Source organism: Paenibacillus thiaminolyticus, from assembly GCF_003591545.1.
Lineage (GTDB): Bacteria > Bacillota > Bacilli > Paenibacillales > Paenibacillaceae > Paenibacillus_B > Paenibacillus_B thiaminolyticus_A.
Window position 1 is genome coordinate 1 of the sequence record NZ_QYZD01000010.1, and the last position, 26591, is coordinate 26591.

At 45.6% G+C, this 26591-nt stretch carries 17 protein-coding genes; 13 read left to right on the top strand and 4 right to left on the bottom strand.

The genetic code is table 11. From position 1 onward, the window contains the following. Positions 1-1061: 1061 nt before the first annotated feature. From DQX05_RS12600 to DQX05_RS12615, 4 genes are all read right to left on the bottom strand, one after another. The gene (locus DQX05_RS12600) at positions 1062-1802 is read right to left on the bottom strand and encodes a methyltransferase domain-containing protein (protein WP_119793989.1); all 741 of its coding nucleotides are present in this window, start codon (positions 1800-1802) and stop codon (positions 1062-1064) included. Between the two features lie 17 nt (positions 1803-1819). Next, entirely contained in the window at positions 1820-2461 is a 642-nt protein-coding gene (locus DQX05_RS12605; protein WP_119793990.1) for an acetyltransferase, read from the bottom strand. Further along, positions 2458-3597: a DegT/DnrJ/EryC1/StrS family aminotransferase gene (locus DQX05_RS12610; RefSeq protein WP_119793991.1), complete on the bottom strand. Its 1140-nt coding sequence runs from the start codon at positions 3595-3597 to the stop codon at positions 2458-2460. Before DQX05_RS12610 ends, DQX05_RS12605 begins: the two co-directional genes overlap by 4 nt. A gap of 114 nt (positions 3598-3711) precedes the next feature. Further along, positions 3712-4578, bottom strand: coding sequence for a glycosyltransferase family 2 protein (locus tag DQX05_RS12615; RefSeq protein WP_119793992.1), 867 nt, complete (start codon positions 4576-4578; stop codon positions 3712-3714). Between the two features lie 221 nt (positions 4579-4799). Between DQX05_RS12615 and DQX05_RS12620 the strand changes: the two genes are divergently transcribed. From DQX05_RS12620 to DQX05_RS12685, 13 genes are all read left to right on the top strand, one after another. Continuing rightward, positions 4800-6329, top strand: coding sequence for a glycosyltransferase (locus DQX05_RS12620; RefSeq protein WP_119793993.1), 1530 nt, complete (start codon positions 4800-4802; stop codon positions 6327-6329). Between the two features lie 312 nt (positions 6330-6641). Then, positions 6642-9230 (top strand): phosphoenolpyruvate synthase, encoded by a 2589-nt coding sequence (gene ppsA, locus DQX05_RS12625; RefSeq protein WP_119793994.1) that lies wholly within the window; start codon positions 6642-6644, stop codon positions 9228-9230. A gap of 253 nt (positions 9231-9483) precedes the next feature. Next, on the top strand, positions 9484-9723 hold the full coding sequence (locus DQX05_RS31995; RefSeq protein WP_259391952.1) for a hypothetical protein: 240 nt from the start codon (positions 9484-9486) through the stop codon (positions 9721-9723). Positions 9724-9885: 162 nt separating this feature from the next. Next, positions 9886-10218 (top strand): hypothetical protein, encoded by a 333-nt coding sequence (locus tag DQX05_RS12635; RefSeq protein ID WP_119793995.1) that lies wholly within the window; start codon positions 9886-9888, stop codon positions 10216-10218. Positions 10219-10444: 226 nt separating this feature from the next. Then, positions 10445-10735 (top strand): hypothetical protein, encoded by a 291-nt coding sequence (locus DQX05_RS12645; protein WP_147385181.1) that lies wholly within the window; start codon positions 10445-10447, stop codon positions 10733-10735. 1805 nt (positions 10736-12540) lie between these two features. After that, on the top strand, positions 12541-13245 hold the full coding sequence (locus tag DQX05_RS12650; protein WP_119793998.1) for a response regulator transcription factor: 705 nt from the start codon (positions 12541-12543) through the stop codon (positions 13243-13245). Beyond that, complete coding sequence (locus DQX05_RS12655) at positions 13242-14708, top strand: sensor histidine kinase (protein ID WP_119793999.1); 1467 nt, start codon at positions 13242-13244, stop codon at positions 14706-14708. The genes DQX05_RS12650 and DQX05_RS12655 overlap by 4 nt, the downstream gene beginning before the upstream one ends. After that, positions 14705-15850 carry a WD40 repeat domain-containing protein gene (locus tag DQX05_RS12660; protein WP_119794000.1) on the top strand — a complete coding sequence of 382 codons (1146 nt, stop codon included), beginning with the start codon at positions 14705-14707 and terminating at the stop codon, positions 15848-15850. Before DQX05_RS12655 ends, DQX05_RS12660 begins: the two co-directional genes overlap by 4 nt. A gap of 614 nt (positions 15851-16464) precedes the next feature. Continuing rightward, positions 16465-19869: a M14 family metallopeptidase gene (locus DQX05_RS12665; protein ID WP_259391953.1), complete on the top strand. Its 3405-nt coding sequence runs from the start codon at positions 16465-16467 to the stop codon at positions 19867-19869. A gap of 702 nt (positions 19870-20571) precedes the next feature. Next, positions 20572-21897 carry a DUF418 domain-containing protein gene (locus DQX05_RS12670; RefSeq protein ID WP_119794001.1) on the top strand — a complete coding sequence of 442 codons (1326 nt, stop codon included), beginning with the start codon at positions 20572-20574 and terminating at the stop codon, positions 21895-21897. Positions 21898-22345: 448 nt separating this feature from the next. Then, positions 22346-23380 (top strand): LCP family protein, encoded by a 1035-nt coding sequence (locus DQX05_RS12675; RefSeq protein ID WP_119794002.1) that lies wholly within the window; start codon positions 22346-22348, stop codon positions 23378-23380. A 96-nt stretch (positions 23381-23476) separates the two neighbouring features. Continuing rightward, a complete protein-coding gene (locus DQX05_RS12680) occupies positions 23477-25321 on the top strand; it encodes an acyltransferase family protein (RefSeq protein WP_119794003.1) in 1845 nt (614 codons plus the stop codon). A 315-nt stretch (positions 25322-25636) separates the two neighbouring features. Further along, positions 25637-26164, top strand: a complete 528-nt coding sequence (locus DQX05_RS12685; protein ID WP_119794004.1) for a VanZ family protein — start codon at positions 25637-25639, stop codon at positions 26162-26164. The last annotated feature ends 427 nt before the right edge of the window (positions 26165-26591 follow it).

A 26591-nucleotide genomic window follows, 5' to 3' on the forward strand; every position in this document is an offset into this window, starting at 1 on the left:
TGAGGTCCTTGAGCGCCAGTTGCCCCTTGAGGTCCCTGATCGCCTTGAGGCCCTTGAACGCCTTGAACGCCTTGAGGCCCTTGAGGTCCTTGAGGTCCAACTCCTCCATCTGTCCGTGCAGCCTCCCAATGATTCAAAATGGGATCGGCTACTACTCTAACCACTCCGGCGTTGGGTACAAGAAATACCCTCATACTGTCACCCGGATTGAAATTCATTTGAGCGGTGAAGTTTACTGTGAAAGGAAAATCAGGTTTATCCGTATTTCGGATGAATAACCTTCCGGAGTTGTTAGGTCCTTCCAATACGAGTGCAATGAATTCGACTTGAGGGTTCGCCACAAGCACAAGGCTGACGCTTATCGTATACACGCCACCCTCGCTGGCGACGAAGGTAGAAGTCGCTGGGTTGTACTCGCCGTTCAAATCATACTCAACGGTTTGAAAGAATAAATTGAACGGTCCTGGATTTAAAATAATTTGATCTGCACTCGCACGAGCTCTAAATGCGGATTCGGCCAACTGGATGTCACCTCCGTATACTGATGCAGCTCCACTCCCAAAAAACTTAAGATAGTAGAGCCTTTAATATAATATGTGGTAATGCGCAGCGAGCCTCGGCTTTTACCAGAGGTGAAATCGTATATTGTGAAATGGCCGTAAAAGCTTCATTTCCGGGTAACCTGTTTTTAACGAGAAAAGTACGCCGGCACGAAGGGAGCAGCTTTGGGGAAGCGCTCGGTCACAATGTCTGCAGGAGCATCTAGAGGAAATCGTGCTGTTCCTCGACGGAGACATGATCATTTCGATGGGGAGCTGATTCCGTTCATCCAGTCAGTTGAGGGAAGGGATGGACGTTGCCTTGAACCGACATTCCAGAGTAACAAACCGCAAGGATGCGCCCGGCTATGCGCCGATATCATTCACGCGCATCAGGGGCTTTTACCTATCGGGGAAGGGGCTGTTGCTTCCCGGAAGCAACCAAGATTTCGCCCGTTTCACCCGCACAAAAAAGCCGTCTCCCAAGCGGCAGCCGGCTCTTTGCTACGGGGGACAGTCGATTCATGGTGCAGGAACAGTCTGCTTGGTCCCGATATACAGCGTATCTTTCTCGGACAAACCGTACAGATTTGCTTCCTCGACACCGTATTTTTCCGCCAAATTAAATAAAACGACATGAAATCCGGCCGCTTCCAATCGGCCAACGAATCCTTTCCGATTATAAATGCGTACATGATCGTCTTGGCCGAAGTGTTCTTGTCTTGCCTGCGGCGAGGTCACCGCCGGGTCCTCTAGAATCTCCTCGAAGTTTAAAGCGATCGGCACTTGCAGGATGCTCCAGCCGTTCGGTTTCAATACGCGGTAGATTTCTCCCATCGCTTTGTGATCTTCGGTAACATGTTCCAGTACATGGCTGCAAATAACGGCATCGAATGTTTCGTCAGCGTAAGGCATAGCCGTTAAGTCCACCCGTTCCATTTCCGAATCCTGAGGCATTAAATCTCCGCATATATAGGAAATGTTCGGATACCCCTTTAACCAATTTCTTAAATTTTTCTCGGGTGCAATGTGCAGTAATTTTTGCGGCCTTGCGAGCAGATCCGTTTCCCGTTCAATATAGAATTTATACAACCTTTCCCTGTCGAAAGAGGAGCACACGGGACACATGGCGGTCTGCTTGTTCCACATTTCATACTGGCACTTGGGAAAATCGTAAATATCCGGCCACGGGCGAAACCGTACAATCGTATTATTGCAATAAGGACAATAGTAAGGACCTTGGTGTTTGAGATGGTCAACCAAATGATTTTACTCCTTTCCTATTTCTCATCAAGCCTTTTTTTGATGACGGCTGGCACCCCCGCAGCCATAGTAAAGTCAGGGATATCGCCTCTGACAAAGGCTCCGCCGCCAATCATAGACCAGGAGCCGATGCGGCATTTCTCCCGAACCGAGGAGCCGATGCCGATGTAGGCTCCTTCGCCTACGGTCACATTGCCCGCCAGATTCACACCCGGGGCGATGGTGACATAATCGTCAATGACCGTATCATGACTGATGTTGGCGCTTCGATTGATGATCACATGGCATCCGATCCGGATATTATCGGTAAGGATGGCTCCTTCGCAGATCATGGTGCCTTGCCCCACGATATTTCTCCTCGACACACGGACACGCGGATGGATCAGCGGATCTGCGACGCGGAATCCCGACCGGATGGTATCATAAGCGAATCGCTTCTTCAATGCCGGGGCTCCGACCCCGGCACAGATGATCTCGATCTCATGCCGCATCGCTTCGATATCGTCAAGCGTTCCCAATACGGGAACTCCATTCACCAGTTGACCTTTCATTTCAGGCCGTTCGTCCAGGAACCCGAGCACACGCACTCCCATCTCTTCGCAAAGCCAGTTGACCTCGCGGGCGTGTCCGCCCGATCCCCAGATGATGATCTTTCTCATATGGCATTCCCCTCAGTAATGCTTCCGAGCACCTCCACAATTCGCCCAACGGTAGCCTCATTCATTTCCTCCCAGAGCGGCAGACTGATAATACGGTCTGCAATCCGTTCCGTCACCTGAAGATCGGAATGTGGGGAGCTTTGAAACTGCTTATGCTGATGGCATGCCGGGGAGAAGTAAGTCCGGGCTTCAATCGAATGGGAGGCTAACCGCCGGATGACTTCCCGGTTACCAGGAGGGTCCGGGCTCAGCATAGAGAAAAATTGCAGGGGCACCCGGCCTTGCATCTTTTGGACAGACCATCCCCGCTGCATTATATCCTGTTGCTGCAGTTCACGGCGATAATAGCCAATGATCGTTTTTCTTCTCTCCTGTACTGCATGGAACCCTTCAAGAGTGGCCAAAGCGATAGCGGCGGTATATTCCGATATTTTGCTGTTTAAGCCCAACATTACGGATTCCCTGGAGCTGGAGAAGCCGAAGTTGCCGGCTCGGCGGATTCGCTGAATGAGATCCTTGTCCGCGCTATACACAAGCCCGCCTTCTCCGATGCCAAACGTTTTGGTCGCATGAAAGCTGAACACCACGGCTCCGCCGAAGCCTTTGCCGAATTGTGCGGCATCCTCCGCAACGGTCGTTCCAAAGCTGGCAGCCGCATCGATGACGACCGGAATTCCTTCCTGCAGCAGTTTATCATATATGGATAAATCGATAGCCGAACCGAAAGTGGCGTAAGGGACGACGACCGCGATCTGTTCACCCAGCCGCTCGACCGTTTCCACCACTTGCGCTCTGTTCATTTGCCAATCGTCCGGTTCAATATCCAAGAAATATGGCTCAAGCCCGCACCACTCGGCGGCAAGAGGGGTCGCTGCAAAAGTAAAGCTGGGCATCACCGCATATTTGCCCCGGGGTCGCTTGCTTTGCGAAATCGCCAGCATCAGCCCGAGAGTAGCATTATGCACCGTCACGGCTGCACCAATTCCGCCGAACATTCGGGCAATCACGCGCGTTTCAAACAGATGATTCAAGGGTCCGTAATTGGAGTAAATCCGGCTTGCTTCTATTTTTTCAAAATAAGAAAGCAACCGCTCCTTTTTGACTAAATTCGGTCGCAAGAACGGAATTTCATACATGAGGCAACCTCTTCTCACTGGAATCCTTTTTTCCAATCAATGTGTACACCTTAGAGTATGAATCCCATGAACCGGGGGAACGGCGAATACCTGGCTCTCCGATTTTCGCGTGCCTCATTCTATTGTATTCAGGATCGTATCGATCCGCTGAATGTCTTCTGCAAATTGCGGATATCCCTGCACGCGTACGCGGTAAGCAAGAAGGGCGGTTTTGTACAACTTCTCCGTTTCCAGAAAACCCTCCTCTCTGGAGGCGATCGTTATATCGAGCCATTCGCTGAACGCTTTAAAGCCAAGCACGCTGTTGTTTTGGCTGGCATGTAATCGAAAATAGCTGAGCGCTTCCGGAATATAAACCGCTTTTCCTTTGGACAAGAGAGATAACCAGGCAGCCATATCGTTGATCAGCGAGTATTGCTTCCCGCGGTATACTCCGAACGGTTCGGTAAGGTCTGCTTTTTTAAACAATACGGTCGTCGGTTCGCCGATCATATTTAAGCAACGGGTTAATGCGATGTTCCCCAGCGTTTTTCCATCCATCACTCTCGTCTCTTCGTAGAGTCTGACCGTTGCGGCGATAGGCGGAAGAAAGCTCCCCGATTCATTAATGGTTTGCCGGTAGGACGTGACTAGCGTGATGTTTTCGAATTCGTTAAAAAAGTAAAGCATTTTGGAGATCTTTTCTTTATGAAATACGTCGTCATCCATCAAGTAATTGATATATTCTCCCGAGGCCAGGTCGAAGCATTTGTGCCAGTTTTCAAGAAAAAGGTTTTTCTCGTTTTTATGGTATTTAATCTGGGGATAAGACGGCAGATAAGCTGCTTCCAGCATTTGTTGCACTTCGTTATTGGAGCTGTCGTCGCAAATGACGATTTCGATATTCGGGTAGGTTTGTTCAAGTACGCTGTCGATGGCGATTTTTAACGTATGGGGCCGATTATAAGCGGGAATCACGACACTAACCAACGGATGTTCCAAGATAACTCCACCTTTCATTAAAAATGAGTTGTGTCCCTCATTGTACGATAGGATTTCTACCTCTCAGACTATTCGGTCTCAAGCGAATTGTGCGTTCATATAAGGCTTTTGGGTGGACAAATAGGAGAGAAGCGGAATACACTGCGTATGTGAAAGAAGAGAATGGATCAACACTTGGGCTCCAGTTTTGCGTTCGACATTTGAGAAAGGGGAATCAACTCTTGTCATCGGACTTCATTCCTTTATTGACGGTTCATCTGTTTTTGACAGACAAGATTTCGAAGGATAAATTGAAAGAACCGATCTTGGGGTTGGAAGAAAACCACATCACCGTGAAAATGTATGGACCTGATGATCCATTAGTCGATACCGGCCCCCGAAAGCCGCGTGTTTATGTGTCCATCGGAGATGATTGGGAACCTTTTGCAACCCTAAGATCGCTGCCTATTCAGGAAAAAAAACGTTGGCTGCACTTCCATTCGCCGGACGAACTCGAATCGCATAAATTGTTTTACTGCTGGATCAGAGCGACGGATCCTCTCCCCGAAAACAAAGCTGTTCCTCCTGCCCGTTTTTCTTCCGATACGCCTCTCATATCCGTGTTCACGGCCAGCTACAGGTCAAAAGAAAGAATTCAACGTCCTTATCGATCGCTTTTAAATCAAACTTACCCGAACTGGGAATGGGTCATTGTGGACGATTCCGGAGATAACGAGGAGACTTATAAGAATGACTTGCTTCCTCTGAAAGACCCTCGCGTGCGCAGATATCGCCAGGATTCCCGCAATGGCTATATTGGGGCGCTCAAAAGGTATGCCGCAGGCCTTTGTACGGGGGAAATCTTAGTAGAGGTGGATCATGACGACGACCTGATGCCCGATTGCCTGGAGAAGATCGTTCGGGCTTTTCAGGAAAATCCCGAATGCGGCTTTGTGTACGGGGATTGCACCGAGGTGTACGCAGAGAACCTTCATGCGCATTGGTACGGCTGGGATTGCGGTTTTGGATACAGCGTATTTTATCGGGTGTGGCTGCGTGAAATGAACCGCTGGCAAAATGCGCACAAACATACGACGATCAACGGCAATACCGTACGCCACTTGGTCGGGCTGCCGAATCATCCACGCGCATGGTCCCGGGATTGTTATCATCTGGTCGGGGGTCATCGCGATGAGTTGCTGGTGGCCGACGATTACGATATGCTGATTCGGACGTTTCTTTGTTCCAAGTTCGCGGCCGTTCCCGATTTGCTCTATATCCAATATCGGAACGAAAGAGGAAACAACACCACTTTTCTAAGAAATAAGCAGATTCAGATCTTGGTCAGAGAACTGGAACGGGTATACCACGATAGAATTCATTCGAGGCTGACCGAGCTGGAGCTGCCGGAGCATCTGCCGTACTGCCGCATATGGGAGACCTCCGTACACGATCCCGCCCGCAAAACGGCTCATGTCATTCATGAAGATACTTCCCGAGTTTCGATATTGTTCCCGATTCCTTACTCTCATCCGGAAACGGAGCATACTCAATTAAGAAAGACCTTCCAAAGGGGGATGGAGTCGGGCTTTAAGAACACCGAGGTTATCGTTGTGGGCCGTATCCCCAAGGAAGTGGAGTTTTTCGCTTCCCAAGCGCCTGCGGGGGCGATCCGCTGGTGGCCGATGGAGGCGGGCGATTCATTGGAAACTTGTATCCAGTATGCGAAGTATTGCGCATCCTGTAAAGAGAAAGTGGTTGTGATGCCTTAAAAGGCCTGGCAGCAAAAAGCGGAAAGGGGAGGGGCAGTCGACGCCAGACAGAAGGGATAGAGCGAGCTGAAGGCATAAAGGTTGGCCCCTACGGTACCTATCAAGTACACCCCTTAGAATGGACATTGGATAATATCCTTGGTTAATCCGATGATTTCTAAGGGGTGCATTTTTATGGCAAGAAAAGGACAGAAGGATCCACATGAGATGGAGGTGGAGGCAACCTGGATAGTTTTATCTGGTTCTTCTTTATTGCATATAAACATACATATCAAACGTTTGTCTCAATTATATGGTTAGGAGAGATACGGAATGAGTTCTTTGGTTCTCGGTTTTCAGGAAATGAAAAACACGCAGCTATTGCACGTTGGCGGAAAAGGGTTGAATTTAGCGGAGTTATCAAAAATTGAAGGAATACAAGTACCAGAAGGATTTTGTGTGACAACAGTGGGATATCAAAAAGCAATCAAGCAAAACGAAACGTATCATGCTTTGCTCAATCGACTAACGATGCTAAACGTAGAAGATCGAGATCAAATTGGTGACATCAGCAGGAAGATTCGACAAATCATTTTGGAAGTAGAAATTCCTTCTGATGTTGTGAAAGCAGTAACTCAATATCTCTCCCAGTTTGGCGAGGAACATGCTTATGCGGTGCGTTCTAGTGCGACTGCTGAAGATTTGCCATATGCCTCTTTTTCTGGTCAACAAGACACTTATTTAAATATTATCGGCAAAAAAGCCATCCTGCAGCATATCAGCAAATGTTGGGCCTCCCTATTTACGGATCGCGCAGTAATCTACCGTATGCAAAATGGATTCGACCACAGTCACGTTTATTTAGCCGTTATCGTTCAAAGGATGGTGTTCCCACAAGCTTCGGGGATTTTATTTACCGCTGATCCGATTACTTCTAACCGAAAGGTGATATCGATCGATGCGAGTTTTGGACTTGGAGAAGCACTGGTCTCTGGCTTGGTATCTGCCGATTGTTATAAAGTAAAGGAAGGGGAGATCGTCGATAAGAGGATCGCGGCCAAAAAATTGGCGGTCTATGGACGAAAAGAAGGGGGAACAGAGACACAACAGATCGCTCCTGAGCAGCAAAAGACTCAAACCCTAACTGAACAACAAATTTTACAATTAGCACGCATCGGAAGGCATATCGAAGCATATTTTGGTTGCCCGCAAGATATCGAATGGTGTCTGGTTGATGATACCTTTTATATTATCCAGAGTCGGCCAATCACGACGTTATACCCGATTCCTGAAGCGAATGATCAGGAAAATCGCGTTTATGTATCTGCCGGTCACCAACAAATGATGACCGATCCCATGAAACCGCTGGGATTGTCTTTTTTCCAGTTTACAAATCCAGCCCCCATGCGTAAAGCCGGTGGTAGGTTGTTTGTTGATGTGACACCAATGCTGGCTAGCAGTGACAATATATTAAATTACCTGGGACGATCCGATCCGCTTATCAAAGACGCACTGATGACCATAATAGAGCGAGATTTTATAAAAACGTTACCAGATGATAACAAAACACCAAGTCCGATCAAAAGCATTGCAGAGACGATGCGTGAAATTGAAAGCAATCCGTCAATCGTTCCTGATTTGATTCAGCGTAGTCAAGCATCGATCGAAGAGTTAAAACAAAATATCCAAACAAAATCAGGATCGGATTTGATTGATTTTATTCTTGAAGATCTCCAGCAATTAAAGAAGTTTGTATTTGATCCGCAAAGTTTACGTGTGATTCTGGCTGCTATGGATGCTGCAACATGGATCAATGAAAACATGAACGAGTGGTTAGGTGAAAAACACGCAGCAGATACACTTTCTCAATCTGTACCGGGCAATATTACTTCGGAAATGGGACTGGCGCTATTGGATGTCGCAGATGTGATCCGTCCTTATCCGGAGATCATTGAATATTTGCAACATGTCAAAGATGAGCAATTTTTGGATGAACTGCTTTCGTTAGATGGCGGGCCGGAAACCCGAGACGCGATCTATGCTTATCTTGACAAATACGGAATGCGATGTGCCGGAGAAATCGATATGACGAGAACGCGCTGGATCGAAAAACCAATTACGCTTGTCCCGTTGATTCTTGGTAACATCAAAAACTTTGAGCCTAATGCTAGCCAGCGGAAATTTGAGCAAGGGCAGCAAGAAGCTTTGAAAAAAGAACAAGAGTTGTTAGAACGACTAAAGCAATTGCCTGATGGTGAACAAAAAGCGAAAGAAACAAAACAAGCGATCGACTTCATCCGGAATTACAGCGGGTATAGGGAATATCCGAAATACGGCATGGTTCATCGCTACTTCGTGTATAAGCAGGCTCTGCTGAAAGAAGCCGAACAACTCGTGCAAGCGGACATCATTCATGAAAAGGAAGATATCTTCTATCTCGCTCTTGAAGAACTTCACGAAGTCGTACGCACCAATAAACTGGATTACCACATCATCAACAAACGAAAAGACGAGTACAACTATTATGAAAAACTAACTCCACCACGTGTTATCACGTCTGATGGTGAAATCATTTCAGGGGAGTATAAACGAGAAAATCTGCCTGACGAAGCTATTATAGGTCTGCCCGTGTCTTCCGGAGTTATAGAGGGACGCGCACGTGTCATCTTGAACATGGAAGATGCTGATCTAGAAGATGGAGATATATTAGTCACCGCCTTTACGGATCCTAGCTGGACACCATTGTTTGTATCTATAAAAGGCCTGGTCACCGAAGTTGGCGGACTGATGACCCATGGAGCAGTTATCGCACGTGAATATGGCCTGCCTGCAGTTGTCGGAGTGGAGAGTGCTACCAAACTGATAAAAGATGGACAACGAATTCGCGTGCATGGTACAGAAGGGTATATCGAAATATTGTAAGGGTTGAATACGTCAAGTAAGAGTCTCTGCCATAATGGACGGCATTAAATGCAACCTGTCATGGATAAAAGGGCGGTTATCCCGTTCGTTCTTTTATCTACCTGGACGCATGCACGGTCCCGACGAACGAGAATAAAGCATTGGACAACCATAAGCACTAATAACAATGTGGACTAAATGCTAATGCTTCGATAGAATATCATTCTATATTGTTGTATTCATGATTTTATTAAGGCAGATTGGAGAGGTAATAATGGGAAATACGGATAAGTTTGAAATGATAGCTAATATATATGACACTTCTGAAAGAATTCAAATTGCAAAGGTATCATCTGATGCCATTCGTGAGTATTTAGTTGACGCTAATAGTAAGCATGCTATTGATTTTGGGAGCCTAAACGTATATCCCGACTTGCGCGTTATCCCAATAACACATATCGAACACGAACACTCTGCGCTATTGAGCCCAAAACAATGTAACATTTTTCTATGAACAAATACAGTTAAAATGATCCATCCAGTGTCTATATGCCATATAGCGAAGAAATGAAGATAAGGACATTTAGTTTTTTTTATTGTTTCTTAAAATTATATTCATAGAAAGTTGAGTGCAGAAAGAACAGCTATTGGTTAAGAAAATTAAATCGACAAAACAATGGCTGCCAAGCTGCAAAAAGCAGTAAAAGAATTTGCGGGGAAAGAGATTAAGCTGAATCTGCAGGATGCTTCCCTACACATAAGCGGTCTAGTGGAGGTTAAGTCGGCAGACGGAAAATACGGCATTGACTATCAACAAAAAACAGGAGAAATCATTACTATTACAGGCAACCAATCCATCGACAAAGTCAGTATGGAGGATCAGAACGAAGTTCTGAAAGTGTTAAAGGGTTGGATGCGAAGAAAAACTATACATTTGATAAAGAAGTTCATGTCAGTCAGTACAATAACAATAAAGGAAAAAAGACGCCTTTCTAGACGTATGTGTTAAGAGGGGAAGGATTCACTGTCTATTTATGGCAAAATAATCCAAATCATTCGACAAAGACTCATGTAGGGGCCCAAATCGAAATTGCCAAGGACGAGCTTGATCCAAAGCTTCTGGAAAAGGCAACCAAAGCAGTGGAAACGGCATTAGGCCGTGATTTTGACGTAACGAAAGCTCTGCTTAGGGGTGACACTAAAAAAATCAATGGCAGCTCAGAAGCGATGATGTTATGCTGGCTTTGGATGCAAAGACAGGGAAAACAGAATATGTCTATGATTTTTCGCGAGAACGGGTGATGTCGAACAAAGATATCACGGAAAAAGAAGTGAAAGAAATCGTTGCACCGATTGCGAAACAATTGTTCAATATGGACATCCAGGGACTTGAAGTGAAATGGGACAACTCGGCCAGAGATTTCTGCTTCGTCCAAAATAAGGAGACAAAGATGGTAGCGGCGCTGGATGCCGACAAAAAAGTAGTTTACTTGATGTCCGGAGAAAGAGTGTATATTGAAGAATAAGCATCATGAAGACGGATTGTAATATGAATTGCGACAGTTACCAGTAAATAAAAAAATGGCTTATGATTGATTCGTGTAAAATGGTGTCACCACAACAATCCATTACACGGAGGAATCAATCATGAGTTACTCACATTTTAGTACAACAGAAAGAGTGAAGCTTGCTACACGCTCAAGGTTGGTCTATTGCTTAGGAGCTAGGACGACATCATTCAAGTATTGCACGTGAGTTGAAGCGCAATCAGGATGTCAACATGTATAAGGCTGACAAAGCACAAATGTCTTATGAATACTTTAAAACGATCTATCGCTGGCTGTAGCAGGCTTGCTTGTACAAGGTTCTGTTCAGGTGCTTCGCGCTTCCTCGCTATAGTTCATGGGTTATGTCTACTTACTAGAAATGTTGTCGGTCCTGCTCATAAGACAATTAATAGGGCGTCGTATTCCTTGAGCCTGGAGAAAGGCGTCAGTGAAGAAGAATTGTTGTCCATGATCAAGTCAGTGCGGTAATACTTTCAAACTTTTGGGACCATAATAAACGCATCCGCATGTAAGTGTACCCGAGAGGCGGAGATAACCTCCCAATGGATGATACGTGAAGCGTGTGATCGACTGTGAAGGCTCGCCAAAACGTTTACCACTTTGCTCAACATAAAGTTACCCACCCGGAAGATTGAACTCTTTGTTCTCGTGTCCATCCTCAGTTAACACTGTTGCGGCAGCCAGAGCCAGATCACTATGGCTATCCGTATTCACTTTCCCTTTCAGTGGCATTTGTAATGATCGTCCCGATCCCTACATTTACTTTTATGACGAATTAACAAAACTCTGTTAACCACCGTTACGTAAGAAGTTGTATCGAATATTCGTAGTAAAAAAAGCATACTCGGTAGTCAGATGAACAAGAGCGAATGGATTGTCCTCAGCAAAAGCGAAGCCGGTATAGGCAATGTGCTTAATACCTGCATTTCGGGCGGATTTTACACGTTGGTATTTTGAACGACACGTAACGGATCATCAGTCTCTGAACTTGAGATAAACAGCAGTTTTTGAACTAACCGCTAAGGCTAACGAGCTCGTCTTGTCGTTGATTTCAGGGAATGATACACAACAGTTAAACTCACACCAATTGTTATTTATATATGGCATATTTTCCTAGTGTTGCTCCGGAATCTTGAATCCCTTCTTATCTCTTCTCAATGATTTTAAAGTTGGACAAACTTGTGAAGAAGGCACTTACAAGTGGCCTCTCCACTTGTAAGTGCCTTTGCCCAAATATAATAAGCAGTGGTTTTATTTACGGATCGGCTGAAAGTGTTTGGACAGACGAGTCTCATGAATTAATGAGGAATTAAATTAACGAAAAATCATTCTAAAAGAGAAGGAAGAAATGTTGCCTCAACCTTCACCTTCCTGGACGATATTGCTGAGTTTCCGGTACTGCACTAAATGACGCCAGAGGGAATTCGAAAGGTAGTCGTCGCCGCCGTTACGGAGGATACGGATCTTCAGGGACCGCACGGGATATTCATCATACGGATTTAAGAGTAGTTATCCTTGCGAAACTTTTAGTTACAAATAAAAGACTACGGTTGCGAGGTTGGTTCAGTAACAAGGAAACGTGAGTTATCCGATGACAAGAACATTATATACTTTGACGATTAGTTGATTATCAAATAAATTTTAATTATCGAATTGTTAGCGTCCTCCTCATATGAATTTGATTATTTCTACACGAATCGGTAACATAAGTAACGGTGCCGTGACCCTTCCTGGCATTAGTAACAAAAGAGACGGGGATTAAGATGAATAATGCAAAAATTCTCATTATTGAAGATGATATTGCGATTGCCGATCTACTTTCATACGGACTTTCTATGGAGGGCTTTCAAACCCGAACGGCGGCAAGTGGAGCAAGCGGAATGATCGAACTGCAAAAATTTCAACCCGATCTTCTGCTTCTCGACTGGATGTTGCCTGACGAAAGCGGACTGGATATTTGCAAAAAGGTAACAGCAAATTATAACATACCGATCTTCATGATTACTGCGAAATCCGATATCACCGATAAAGTGCTTGGCCTTGAATTCGGCGCAGACGACTATATCACGAAGCCTTTTGACTTGCGCGAAGTTGTTGCCCGAATCCGGACGATTCTACGGAGAGTGGATCAAGCGAACAGTGGACAACAAAACGAAGCGAAGCATGGTGTGATTCGTTTCAAACAGATCGAAATTATTCCAGAAGAACGACTTGTAAAAAATAATGGTCACGCTGTTGAATTGACACCAAAAGAGTTTGATCTTCTCATGACCTTGATTGGAAATCAAGGCAAAACGTTCACACGTTCGGAATTACTTGATATGGTATGGGGATACCATTTTGTCGGCGATACCCGTACTGTCGACACTCACATACAAAGACTTCGTAAAAAACTTGACGCCAGCGAGTTCATTACTACCGTTTTCGGGATTGGATACAAATTCGAGAAGCAGGCGGAAAGGGAATGATACGGAAAATCAGCATAAAGTTTCTTATCGGATTTTTTTTGATTTTTTCACTTTCGTTCATTGTCCTTAATCAAACCGTCAAAGAATTCATTCGGACAAGCAATCAAAAATTAGTTACATCTGAATTAGTCGGGGTTAAGAACAACAGCAATGTATACGTTCGCCAAGCGTTCCTGATCAACCATTTTACAAGTAATGAGCTGTACTTTGGCGAGATGGCTCTCGAAATGGCGAATGATCTGAAACACGCCACCGGCAGCAACGTCAGTGTCTATACGGTGGATGGCGAATTGCTGTATTCTTCGGACAAGTCCATGTTCCCATACCAGAAAGATAGCGATTTGAAGCAGGCGATTAAGGGCAGAACTGCATACAGCATCACCTATGATCATAATACAGCATCCGTTCTTTTTTCCTATCCGGTCGTGATTGATGGGTCCAAGGTGGGGATCTTGCGTTTTTCCAAAGATTTCAGTTTAATCTATGCGCAAAGCGGAAGGATTTTGGACATTATCTTTTTTATTACGCTTGCGATTTTTGCAGCGGCATTCCTATTCTCGTATATTCTTTCGAGGCACATCACTATCCCTCTTGTCAAACTGACCTGGGCCTCGACCGAGGTGAAGGATGGGAACTTGGACGTTCGCATCCGTTTTAATCGTAAAGATGAGATCGGCAGGCTGGCCGATAATTTTAATGATATGATCGATCAAATTAGCAGGCAGATCACCATTATTAAAAAGGATCGGGATTATCTCAAGGAACTTCACCAGCAGGAGAAACGTTTTTTTGACAATATAACCCACGAGCTTAAAACTCCACTAACCTCAATTCTAGGGTATGCGGAATTGATCAGAGAGAATGGTGAAAAGGACCCGCATTTTTTTGAAAAAGGAATGAACCATATTATAGAAGAAAGCAGACGCCTCCATACCATGGTATTAAAGCTGCTTGAAGTATCGCGTAACAATTCCATGATAAGTGAGTCCGACAAGATCAATGCTGGAATTATCCTGCAGGATGTGTGCGATTCGATGGCCATTCGTGCACAGCGATATAAGAAAAGCATAAAGTATCAAATCGAAGATGACTTGGTCGTATTCGGTCAAGGAGACAGGCTGCGCCAGCTCTTTATCAACCTGCTGGATAATGCGATCAAATACAGCTTATCGCTTTCGGAAATATCTGTGAAGGCGCTGCATGTTGACGGAAAGGTTCGCTTTGTATTTGATAATCCAAGTGACCCTATAGAGGCAGATCAGCTTGCAAACTTATTTCATCCATTCTATTTGGCTCATCCAAGTGTTTCAGAAGAGGGTAGTGTAGGGCTGGGGCTCAGTATTGTCAAATCCATCGTCCACGACTTCGGGGGAACGATCTCCTTCGATAGCCAAAATCGTCATGTGACCGTCACTGTGGAATTTGACGGTTTCAACTCCAAGAGGACGGAGAATCGATCATGAAGAAAAAACGGTTTATTTTATCACTAGGGATCCTTTCGTTGATGCTCATGCTGTTGTCAAGCTGCAATTTAGGACCCAAAACTGAGACGATTATTATTCCGAGCAAAGAAGAGGAGCATACCGAAGATCAAGGTTCTCGACCATTTCAGGTGAATAAGATCTATCGGCTTCCTGATGATTTCACGAGTGCTGGTCAATTGCTTGGCTGGACCTCTACCAACTCCGTGGTAGCTTCGTATAGGAAAAGCTCGACAGACCGTATGATGATAAAGCGTCTAACCCATCCTTACGAGCAAAGCGAGTTCGTTCCAGGAATTCACATGGAAGTTCCAGATATAGAACTGTCCCCGGATGGTAAATACATCTACGAAATATCCAGATCGAGAGTTGTTCTGAATCTAATATCATTAGAGAACGGCAAAGAAACCGAAGTGGCAAAGATCAATTCCCTTGAGCAACTGTATGTGCAGGATGTTGCTTGGTCAGGCAATGGCAGGTATCTAGGCTATCTGGTGGTGGATCCGCGTGATAACGGAGTCACCAGCCTTGGTGTATACGATGCCGAGACTCAAAGCTCCAAGACTTTTAAGCTGAAGGGAATTCCCTCGGGGAAGACGCTCCTAAAGATCAACGTTTCCGATGATGGGCGCAGCGTGCTATTGACTAGTTTTCAATATGATCAGCCTTGGGAAAAAAATTACATCATGATGGGGACAAATACGGGGGAAGGTGAAATCGAGATTCAATTCGAACACCAAATTGGGCGCGAGCAGAATGCGAATGCATGGATCAACAACAATCAGTTTGCATTCCTTGGAATCGATGGAACGTTATACGAATACGATCGGCGAAACGGCGAACTTTCCGTACTACTGGATAAGGTGGGCAACTTTAAATTTTCTCATGACAAGAAAAGCATTGCTTACTCATTGTACGACCAGGATATTATCTATGCAGGTAAAATTCAAGGGAAAAATGTTTTGTATAACGAGCCGGTTTACCGCGGGATTCTCCCTAGCCATATTTACTGGAGCCTAGACAATAACAGTTTATTAATTCATGGACAGAAGCTGTTTTCCCCTTCACAAATGACACAAACGGATTCCACGGTCGGGCAGTCATTTATCATCGAATTTCAATAGCTGCCTGGAGCAACGACAACCCAATAACGCTCTTCAAGCCTACAACCTTATCTCGGACTTCGGACCGGAGTAAGGTTGTTTTTGTTTGGGCAAAAAATCGTACGTATCGGCTGTGACATTTTGTTTACATGTTGATCAAACTTTAGTGACATCTGCTAGCTATATTAAAATATGGCCCTCCATCCCCCATCGGCCACCTCTGGTCACTGTCCATTGAGAAGAAGTCAATCCCTTTATCGATATCAATTTATCGGTATACGATATGTGGAAGCTGGCTTCAGTGGGATATCAGAATACGGTAGAAAGAAGGGTAAACTCGCCAAATTAGGTACTAAAGAAGACCTATGTGGGAGGAGTAGCTGTTCTATCCGTAACGATAAAAAATTGAGCTGAAAGAATTTTTTCGAGAACGAAAGATTCTGATCCGGTTAAAAATGACGTCTATGTACGTGATTAACCGACATGGTTGTGAGAACAATCGTCGGTGAGATATCGCCGAGCGGGGAAGCCGCCCAGTAAGCCGGAGATGGAACAAGGGGGCCTATGGAGCGTTATTTGGTTCATGACTATTTTTTGCATTAAAAGTGAGCCTACGAGAGAAGAGGAGGAGAAAGGTGTTTAAGAACTTGATCACAAAGCGTTATTTGGCGTTGATTTTGTCGTTTGCGATGCTACTGGGTGCTATGACTCCAGGCATTGCGATGGCAGAGGTTGTGCAGGATATGGGAATCACTGCTTCGTCCGATCAGCAGGCGGAAATAACGACGCTAAACCTGAAAAAGGTTAATAACCCTCAAACGTTGGAACTGGACAACTATGTTGCATCGATGACAGAGAAAAGAACGCTTCATGCTGCGTTCAAGCTTCCGGAAGGTGTTGATGTGAAAAGCTTAAGCTGGACGTACGATGGCAAACCACTGTCCCAATGGAAAAAATATCAGGATCGTGGTTATAATGGTGCACCTTTTATTACAGTTGACAATGTAAAAGTAAAGGACGGTGAAGTTACTGCAAGCGTTACGTTCGATCTTCCTTACGATACTGTCAACCTGTCCGCACCTCGTTTGCAGTACCCGTCACTAATTGGCACATTTGAACTGGCAGCGGTAGCTAACGGACAAGTCATTGCTCACGCGCCTGTTAAATTGACGCCATATGACAGTTTCCGCAGCTACGATGAGCTAAAGCCGGAGATAGATGCAATCACGGCAGGAGCAGCTCAAAAAAATGACAGGTACATCAAAACTACTTCAATTGGGAAATCGGCGGAAGGCCGCGATATCTATTTCACTGTACTTGCCAAGGATCAAGCTACCGTTGACAAGTACCAAAACGTGACGCATCCTGCAATGATGAATGATCCTAAGCAATTGCAAGCCGACATCACATCCGGGACATTTGGGGATTACAAAGTGCCGATCTGGATTAACAATATTCATCCGGATGAATCGCCTGGCGTTGATGCGATTCTGAATTATTTTAAGACGATGGCATTGGACAAGAGTATTACATATGATACAACCTTGCCAAACGGCCAGCGAACCAAGGTCACTTTGAATATGGACGATGTGTTCGAGAACGTTTTCTTCCTGTTCGTTTATACGGACAATCCGGATGGTCGGGTTCACAACACACGTCATAATGCCGAGGGTTTCGATCTGAATCGAGACAATTCCTATCAAACACAGCCTGAAACGCGTATCGTCACGGAACAAATCGCGAAATGGTCGCCACTGTCCTTCCTGGATATGCATGGATTCGACCCGAACTTTCTGATCGAGCCGGCTACACCGCCCCATGCCCCCAACCTCGAGTATGATTTGCTCATTGAGCACATGTTGGAACAAGCGGCCGCTATGGGCGAGGCCGGCATCGCAAACACGAAGTACGACTACTATCATATCCCTTACGAAGAACATCTCAAATCCGTAAAGGATGCGAACTATGTTTCCAAAGGCACTGCCTCCGGATGGGATGATGCATCCGCAGCATATACAGCCGTATTCGCAATGCATCACGGTGCAATGGGGCATACGCTTGAAATACCCGAGTTGAACGAGGATTCTGCCAAAGCGCTGTATTATGCTGCGGCGGGAGCTACCGCTTATGTCAGCGGAAAAAAAGAAGAGCTGTTCATGAACCAATTGAAAATATATGAACGCGGTGTGGACAATATCGATGACCGTGCCGTAGATAAGTACCTTGTTAATGCCAAAAATGAAACAATTGGCCGTCCGCGTCAAGTTAACCAAAACTTCTTCCCGGAGTACTATGTCCTACCGATCGACAAAAGTGTTCAAAAGAATGTTCTGGAAACCTACCGTATGGTTGAATACCTGCTTCGAAATGGAGTTAAGATTGAACGTTCGACAGGAGCCGTAACCGTTGCCGATACGACATATCCTGCAGGATCATTTGTTGTAAACATGCATCAGGCTAAGCGTGGAATCGCGAACCTGGTCTTGTACGATGGAATGGATGTATCCGATTTTGAATCGATGGCCGGTGAAATCATTCAAAACTTCCATGATATGCGCGGATTCGATCGTTACGCAGTAAGAGAAGCCGGTGTATTCACCAACAAAACTTCTCCAATAACATCCGTATCGGTTCCGGCGACACAAATGCCAAATAACTCTGTTTATGTTCTGATCCAGAACACAAACAATGATGCTATAAAAGCGGTCAATGAGTTATTGGCAGCCGGCAAGACCGTTACGATGCTCACCAAAAGCGGGTCAGGATATGAAGCGGGTGACTTCGTGGTTGCCTACAGTGACTTGTCTCCATTGGCTTCCAAGTATTATCTCGACGCGAGCGAATTTGGCAATACCGGGCCAAGCGGTAAAGTCCTTAAGCCTGCTACCGTTGCAGCTCTTGGTGAAACGGCCTATGTGCTGAAAGGGCTGGGCTTTAAGGTGACTACACGCCAGTCGAATGCAGACGTACTTGTTAATACTTTCGGCTCTTCCAGATATGTAGAAGAAGGAAAGCCTTACATCGCATTTGGATACTTTGGATTGAGTAATATCCAAAACTGGATACCTGGATTTTCTTTCGAAGGTCCGAAACAATGGGAAAGATACGAAGGCGTATTCTTGGCAAACGTCATGCAAGATAATCTTATTACAGCCGCTTACGATGAACAGGAATATTTCTACACAGTCACGGGTTCTTACATTAGGACAGTTCCCAAAATGGCAAAAGTGCTTGCCGTTACCAGTGATCGAGACGACTTTTTCAAAGCAGGCTGGTGGCCGGGACATGAGGCTGCCAAAGGAAAGATCATAGCTTTCACATACCATGAAAACAACAAGAACCTGACTGTTTTTTCTAACGATTTCATCAATAACGATCATCCACGGCATCAGTACCGTTTGCTGGCGAACTCGATTTTCAATGCAATTACGGACAAAAATGATGCTGATCAAGCACCATTAGTACCAGGGTCCGGAATAGTTCCTAAATTCAGCGACCTGCAAGGCGCAGAAGCGTGGGCGGGCGATAATGTTCGTGAAATGGCTGCTCTCGGCATCATCAAGGGTGTCTCCGAACACCAATTTGCACCGATGAAGCAAGTAACTCGTGCCGAATTTCTGGCGATGATCGTTCGAGCCCTCGACCTGTCCGACAATCAGGCGACCGTATCGTTCACCGACGTTCAGCCGTCGGACTGGTATTACCCGTACGTAGCGGCCGGGGTTAAAGCCAATCTGGTCCGAGGCGTAGACCGCAACCGTTTTGAGCCAAACCGGGCAATCACGCGTGAAGAAATGGCCATCATGGCCGCCAATTCCCTGAAGCTGACCCGGAATGCTTCGACCGGCAATATCGGCGCAACATTGGCCAAATTCACTGACAGAGGCAACATAGCTTTATACGCTAGAGAGGCTATCGCCCAGTTGACCGAAGAAGGTGTCCTCCAAGGATTAACCGGTACAACTTATGGTCCAAAAGAAATCGCCAACCGTGCGCAAGCTGCAGTCATTATCAGCCGCATGATGCACCTAGGCAAGTAATACAATCCATAAATGAAAATATTTACAAAAACCATCGCTTCGGATTAATTCGAAGCGATGGTTTTTGTGGACTCGAGTTAGCTCCGTCATCCCTTCAACTTGTTTCTACAATCCGATAGGGAGGCGCTGATTTTTATATATTTAATCAAGATATCTGCTCGGTATGAGGGAAGAGCATTGAAAGAACACATTTGTGATTCATGCATTAATTTCCTTAAAATATATACATACTGTTACTCCACATATGGCCCTTTTCTGGAATAACACAACCTGCGTAAATACGCAGCAAAAATTCATACAAATATTACCGGTTTACCAAGGGATTCTACCTACCCATATTTACTGGAGCCTAAACAATAACAGTTTATTAATTCATGGACAGAAGCTGTTTTCCCCTTCACAAATGACACAAACGGATTCCTCGGTCGGGCAGTCATTTATCATCAAATTTCAATAGCTACCTGAAGCTCAACGACAACCCAATAACACTCTACCTGCCTACAACCTTATCTTGGACTTCGGACCGGAGTAAGGTTGTTTTTATGAGGCATAAAATCGCACGCATCGGTTGTGACATTTTGTTTACATCTTGATCAAACTTTTGCGACATCTGCCAGTTATAGTGGAATAAGCATAACAACCACTACTTGCAAGGAATTGAAGAACACCTAAAGAAATAACCATTTTGAGGAGGAATGCTAATTGTCAGTCAGTATCAAGCTGTCGGACGAGTCCGGAAGTGAAAATGAAACAGGAGCAACCATCAAGGATGTAGCGGATTCAAATAACAACGGACTGAAAAACAATGCGGTTTTAGGCGAATCAAACGAGATGTTCGTAGATGTATCGGCTCCACTTCAGGACGGTGGGCAAGTTGACATCGCCAACGGGGAGTCTGCCGGAGTAAGGAAGGCACGGGCTAATTCGAGGACGGCCGGACGTCTCGTTGCGCTTGATGCAGCACGGGGGTTAGCGGTCATAGGGATGTATTTGCAGCACTTCTCATCGAATGAAACGATTTCTGCGATCGTTTCCGGGAATACGACGCTGCTGTTCGTGCTCTGTGGCGGCATTTCTTACTCGATCATGGCGCAACGCATGAAGGATCGAGAAACGGAGACGACCGCGTTCCGAGCACGGATGCTCGCTCGAGCAGTGTTCATTGATGTGATTGGGTATCTTCTCATCCTGCTGAATACCCCGTACGGGGTGATCTTACCCGCCTATGCGGCAATGTTCGTGCTGGCGTTGGTGCTGGTTCGTCGTTCGACGCGTGTGCTCGTTACGACAGCAGCCGTTTTGGCCGTGGTCGCCCCACCGCTGATGATTCTTGGTTTGAGCGCCCTATCGGGAGCGTACCTCCTTTATGATATTGCGGGCGGTCCGATGTCCGCGCTCGCGCTCGCTCCCGCTTTCGTTACCGGTATGGCGATCGGGCGCCTTGACCTCACCAAGGTGCGTACCGCACTCTCACTCGCGGGCGGTGGCGGTATCATGCTCGCCGTCGGTAAGATGCTGAGCGCTTTCGTTATTCCCGGGCTGAGCCGTTCCTTCGATGCGTGGCTCATTGGCCTTCAAGGCACGGTCAGTGCCGTGCCGACCATGCCGGACCCGAATGCAATCTGGCCGCTCAACACGGAACCGCCGCTGTGGAACATGCTTCTCTGGACATCTCCGCACAGTGCGTCGACGTTCCAGACGCTGATTGGGCTGGGAGTCGCATTCCTCGTGCTTGGACTGGTATGTCTCGTACCGAAGAAGTCCTCTGTAGTGTTAATGCCTTTCGCTGCAGTCGGACGCGTGGCATTGACGATGTATGCGGCTCAATTCGTCGTGATATGGTCTCTCAAACTGGTGGGGATAGAATATAGTGTCGGAGGGATTCCATTCGGTGACCTTCTCGTCGCGGCCGCAACGCTGCTGACAGGGTGGTTGATCGCGCGGCTCCCTAACGGTCCTCTCGAGTCATTGATGAGACACTTCGACCGCGCGTTTAGCGCCTCTCGAACGGCACCATCGTCGAGGTAGGAGGTTCGTTCTCGACGGCGGCTTTCTAACTACTTGCTTTAGTCTTACGGGGAGGAGTTCCGAGATATAGCCTGGTACCCAATGGATGAGTATTTCTGGATCAGCGTATGAGAAAGTTGGAATTTGAAATCTGTTGTTAACCTGAACTGAGATGAATATTACGTTGTATCGAAGAATCGTAGACCCTGCTAGAACAGCTCACCCTTGGGTGGCTTTTTTATAAACGCTTATCTAATCACTATACCTTTTCCGCATCTACGTAACACAGTGGAGTATTATGGTCAATTTCAGAGGAGAAAATTAGGTGAAAAGGCAACAGTTAACCCATTAACAATGCATTCGGTCAGATGGTTTTGCATTGGGAGGGGGCGTTAGAGGGGCTGGTCAATGGAATTTTGCTCCTAAAACGTTTAACACCTTCTAAAAGAAAATGATTAGGAGGAGCAACATGATTGGGATTGGAAAAGGAAATCAAAATAATCGAGCTAAAAAAAAGAAGGTATGGATGTACGCTTCGATCAGCATTGGCGTTTTATTACTGTGCATCGTCAGCCTTTTTACCTATCAGGCCATTGGGGCCTTCAATACACTCGATAGTTTGGATAAACCGAAGGACACGATACCGATAGGCCAGTATAAGGAAGATGAGTCAATGAAACCCGTCAAATGGGAAGGCACTGAACGAGTCAACATCCTGCTGATGGGTGGTGACAATCGAGGGTTAAAGGAGAACGAGAAGGCTCGCTCCGACTCTATGTTACTTGCAACTTTTGATCCTGTCACGAAAAAAGCGCATCTGCTGTCCATTCTGCGTGATACCTACGTCAGGATTGAAGGCCATGGCGAAGGACGAATCAACACGGCGCTTGCACTAGGCGGACCGAACCTTGCGATGAAAACGATTGGTGATTTGCTAGGCCTTGACATTCAATACTACGTCTATACTGATTTCGAAGGATTTAAATCACTTATTGATGCGATCGACGGCATCGATTTCTATGTTGAGAAAGACATGACCTATACCGATAAAGCCGATGGCAACCGGTACGATATTCACTTGAAAAAGGGGCAGCAAAAGTTGGATGGCGATAAAGCGTTGCAATACGTGCGTTTTCGTCATGACGCAATGAGCGACTTCAACCGTACCGAACGGCAGCGCAACCTGCTTTCGGCCGTAGCCGATAAGTTGAAGTCCGGTTGGAATCTCATGAGGATGAAGCAAATATTAGAAAGCGTGGCGCCTTACATCAAGACGAACTTGGACATCTCCGACATGTTGAAACTGGCTACGCTCGGTGTGGAGAGCCACATGGCCGGATCCGCGCAAATTCCACCGATGGATCTTCTCGCCGGCAAGTCAGTGAGGGGCGCCTCTGTCCTAGGCGTGAAAAACAACGAGAAGCTTCGTGACTATGTGCAGGAAGTGCTGTTGAAAGACGACAAGGGCAGCGTAAACAGCGGCGGCAGTAGTGATAGGAAATAAGCGATATGTGGATGAGATTTTGACAATGTATCTGGGGAATGCCTCGTCCCACCAACCACATAAAAAACTACTTTAGTAAAAGGGAGGGGAAGTGAAATGTCAGTAACGATGGGGAGGTTGGATAAGCTTCATTCGAATAGGCCTCAAGATGTTATGAAAGACAAACGACGCTATATGCCGGGACTAGATGGACTCCGGGCTCTAGCCGTTCTCGCTGTAATTGCTTATCATTTTAACTGGGGGGTGGCCTCGGGGGGATTATTGGGAGTAGGTGTCTTCTTTGTACTCTCAGGCTACCTCATAACGGATTTGCTGATGGAAGAGCGTAAGAGAAAAGGTCGAATCAACATGAAACAGTTCTGGTTGAGGCGCATGCGCAGACTGTTGCCGGCCATGCTACTTATGCTGTGCATTCTAACCGCCTATCTTGCGATTGTTGATCCAGGAAGGCTGTCTTCGATTCGCGGGGATATTTGGTCATCGTTAACATATACGAACAATTGGTATTTAATTTACCATAATGTATCCTACTTTGAAAGCTTTGGTCCCCCTTCACCTATCGGACATCTTTGGTCGCTCGCTGTGGAGGAACAATTTTACTTGATATGGCCGTTTCTTCTAATGATAGTGATTTCTACTTTTGCCCCAACGCGCGGCAAACTTTTTTTGCTAATTCTTGCGGGAGCAGCCGTTTCGTTTGCATTGATGGTATTTTTGTATGAGCCAGGCACAGACCCGAGCCGAGTTTATTACGGAACGGATACAAGGGCTTTTGGGCTGTTGATTGGAGCAGCACTTGCAATCATATATCCAAGCCACAAATTTTCTGAACCATTTTCGCGAAAGGGAAACGCTTGGGTTAACATTTTGGGCGTTGTCGGTCTCTGTATCGTGATGTATATGTTGACAAAGACCGGGAAATACGATGAATCATTATACCGCGGCGGTATGGTCGTCCTCTCCGTAGCATCTGCATTGGTCATTGCGGCTGCGGCGAGTCCGTTCAGCGAAGTAGGCAAACTGCTTGCCTGGAAACCCCTTCGCTGGATCGGAGTCCGATCTTATGGCATATATTTGTTGCATTATCCGATTATTGTCTTAACGGGATCTGCAGATCCAAACGTAGGTCCGAATCTTATTCTCCAGCTAGCCCAACTAATGATAACTGTTGTATTAGCCGCGCTGTCCTATAGATTTGTAGAGGAGCCCATTCGGAACGGGAAGACATACCATTTAAGGAAAGAGGTTAGATATATGAAAAAATCAAAACCGATCAAACATTTGTTTATGCTGTTTTCCGTCGTTATGATCATCTTCATTTGTGTAGCTTGTGCAAGGGCAGGAAGCGAAAATTCCATCGAAAATTCGAAACAAACTGAATCGGCACCATTGAATAATTCAAAATCGGTGTCATTTAATGCCGACTCGCAAGTCACAAAGTCAACACCCAAGGATGAGAGCCCCTCTAAGTCATCCGTAGAAGTTACAGCAATTGGTGACTCCGTGTTGGTCGGAGTAGCGCCTTATCTGAAAGAACTAATACCCGGCATTGACATAGATGGTAAGGTAAGTCGGCAAATGTCTGAAGCGAAGGATGTCGTGGCACAACTCGATTCGAAAGAGAAGTTAGGAAAGATTGTCATTATTGAGCTTGGCACGAATGGGCCATTTTCTTCCGAAAAACTCGAAGAACTACTCAATACAATCGGTGAGAATAGGCAAATCTATCTCGTTAACTCCCGTGTGTCGCGAGACTGGCAGGATTCAGTAAACGAAACATTGGCCAAAGCGGCCGAGGAGCGTTCCAATGTCACATTGATCGACTGGCACTCGCTTAGCGCAGACAAATCTGAATGGTTTGCGAAGGACGGCGTTCACCCGCAACCGGAAGGAGCTAAAGCATACGCTTCGCTTATTGCTAAGTCAATTCAGTCCAAATAGCATGAAATTGTTATACCAAAATATTCCTGTTACCGTAGGAAACAAGCTATGATGAAAATGTCAGCATGGGCTCCCGCCAACATTTTAACGAAAATAATACGCCAAGCCTTCGGACATGGCCGGCTTGGCGTTTTTTCTTACTCTAAGCTAATTATTCCGAGCGGTTCAACCCGTACCGACGGTTTTTCAGATTCCTGTTGTTTAAGCGGTCGCAATGAACTAAACCCGTAAATTTGAGACTTGTTGTAGCATTTGGGTGGTTTTTACACATCATGGACTAATAATGAGTAGAAGATAGAAATGAGAGGATTTTTTATGTTTATAGGAAAAGTTCGTAAGGTTACCATCACCTTGCTAGCAGCTTATACCGTTGTGATTCTCTACTTCCTGTTCTTCGCCTTTGACAGAACAAGTCGTATTAATAACCAAGAGTATTGGTATAACCTAATACCAAATGGGATTCCTTTGTATTTTCCATTAGGTAGAGACTTTCAAAGTTGGTTTTTTAACTTTGCCAACTTCGCAGCTTTTTTACCTTATGGGATTTTAATCCCGCTACTGTTTCCTTGCCGGTTTTTACGATTTATTATTCTATTTTGTGTGTCTATTTTTATGATTGAAATATTACAAATGATAACACATTTAGGATGTTTTGATATTGATGATATTTTCATTAATACATTAGGCGCTACGATCGGATTTTGCGCACAAAAACTAGTACCTCGTTCTAAAAATACAATAAAGGGTATGAGTAAAGTAGCCATAATAACGCTCCTCCTTTCATTTGGTACAACCGTAATTGTTGAAGGAGTGAACAATTTTTTTGAAATACATCAAAAATAGAAGAAGGCATAGAGATAGGGCTGAATGACTCACTTTGAAGGATGGTTCTGTATCTTGGGATGCAAATCTCACCAGTTTAGAAGTTTACTCCCAATTAAGTGGAGCTCAAAATGAATCTGCTGCGCAGTAGAAAAAGTCCTAGAACAGTACGGGGTGCCCCCCGTTTGTGAGACAGGGATAAAAAACAAAACACCTTGCAAGTTTTATCATCCAGTCGTCGGAATTGAATTGGCGGGTGGTTATTTAGCTTCGTTTGAACTAGAATTGTTAAACGATTGTTGTTGGCTCCCAATTAGTATAAAAATCCAGTACAAAAGCAAGCAGGAGGATTAGTCAAAAAGAGGAAGTGCGTTTGCCGCGCATATTCGGAAGAGACGAACCCTCATGATGAGACGTACGCATATGACGGACGATGACATGAAGGAAG

What these genes read in the sequence shown, in the direction of transcription:
- DQX05_RS12610 (WP_119793991.1), bottom strand. Translation starts at nt 3,597, where the DNA reads ATGTATGAAATTCCGTTCTTGCGACCGAATTTAGTCAAAAAGGAGCGG.
- DQX05_RS12675 (WP_119794002.1), top strand. Translation starts at nt 22,346, where the DNA reads ATGATTGGGATTGGAAAAGGAAATCAAAATAATCGAGCTAAAAAAAAG.
- DQX05_RS12645 (WP_147385181.1), top strand. Translation starts at nt 10,445, where the DNA reads ATGCTGGCTTTGGATGCAAAGACAGGGAAAACAGAATATGTCTATGAT.
- DQX05_RS12650 (WP_119793998.1), top strand. Translation starts at nt 12,541, where the DNA reads ATGAATAATGCAAAAATTCTCATTATTGAAGATGATATTGCGATTGCC.
- ppsA (WP_119793994.1), top strand. Translation starts at nt 6,642, where the DNA reads ATGAGTTCTTTGGTTCTCGGTTTTCAGGAAATGAAAAACACGCAGCTA.
- DQX05_RS12660 (WP_119794000.1), top strand. Translation starts at nt 14,705, where the DNA reads ATGAAGAAAAAACGGTTTATTTTATCACTAGGGATCCTTTCGTTGATG.
- DQX05_RS12635 (WP_119793995.1), top strand. Translation starts at nt 9,886, where the DNA reads ATGGCTGCCAAGCTGCAAAAAGCAGTAAAAGAATTTGCGGGGAAAGAG.
- DQX05_RS12605 (WP_119793990.1), bottom strand. Translation starts at nt 2,461, where the DNA reads ATGAGAAAGATCATCATCTGGGGATCGGGCGGACACGCCCGCGAGGTC.
- DQX05_RS31995 (WP_259391952.1), top strand. Translation starts at nt 9,484, where the DNA reads ATGGGAAATACGGATAAGTTTGAAATGATAGCTAATATATATGACACT.
- DQX05_RS12685 (WP_119794004.1), top strand. Translation starts at nt 25,637, where the DNA reads ATGTTTATAGGAAAAGTTCGTAAGGTTACCATCACCTTGCTAGCAGCT.
- DQX05_RS12655 (WP_119793999.1), top strand. Translation starts at nt 13,242, where the DNA reads ATGATACGGAAAATCAGCATAAAGTTTCTTATCGGATTTTTTTTGATT.
- DQX05_RS12680 (WP_119794003.1), top strand. Translation starts at nt 23,477, where the DNA reads ATGTCAGTAACGATGGGGAGGTTGGATAAGCTTCATTCGAATAGGCCT.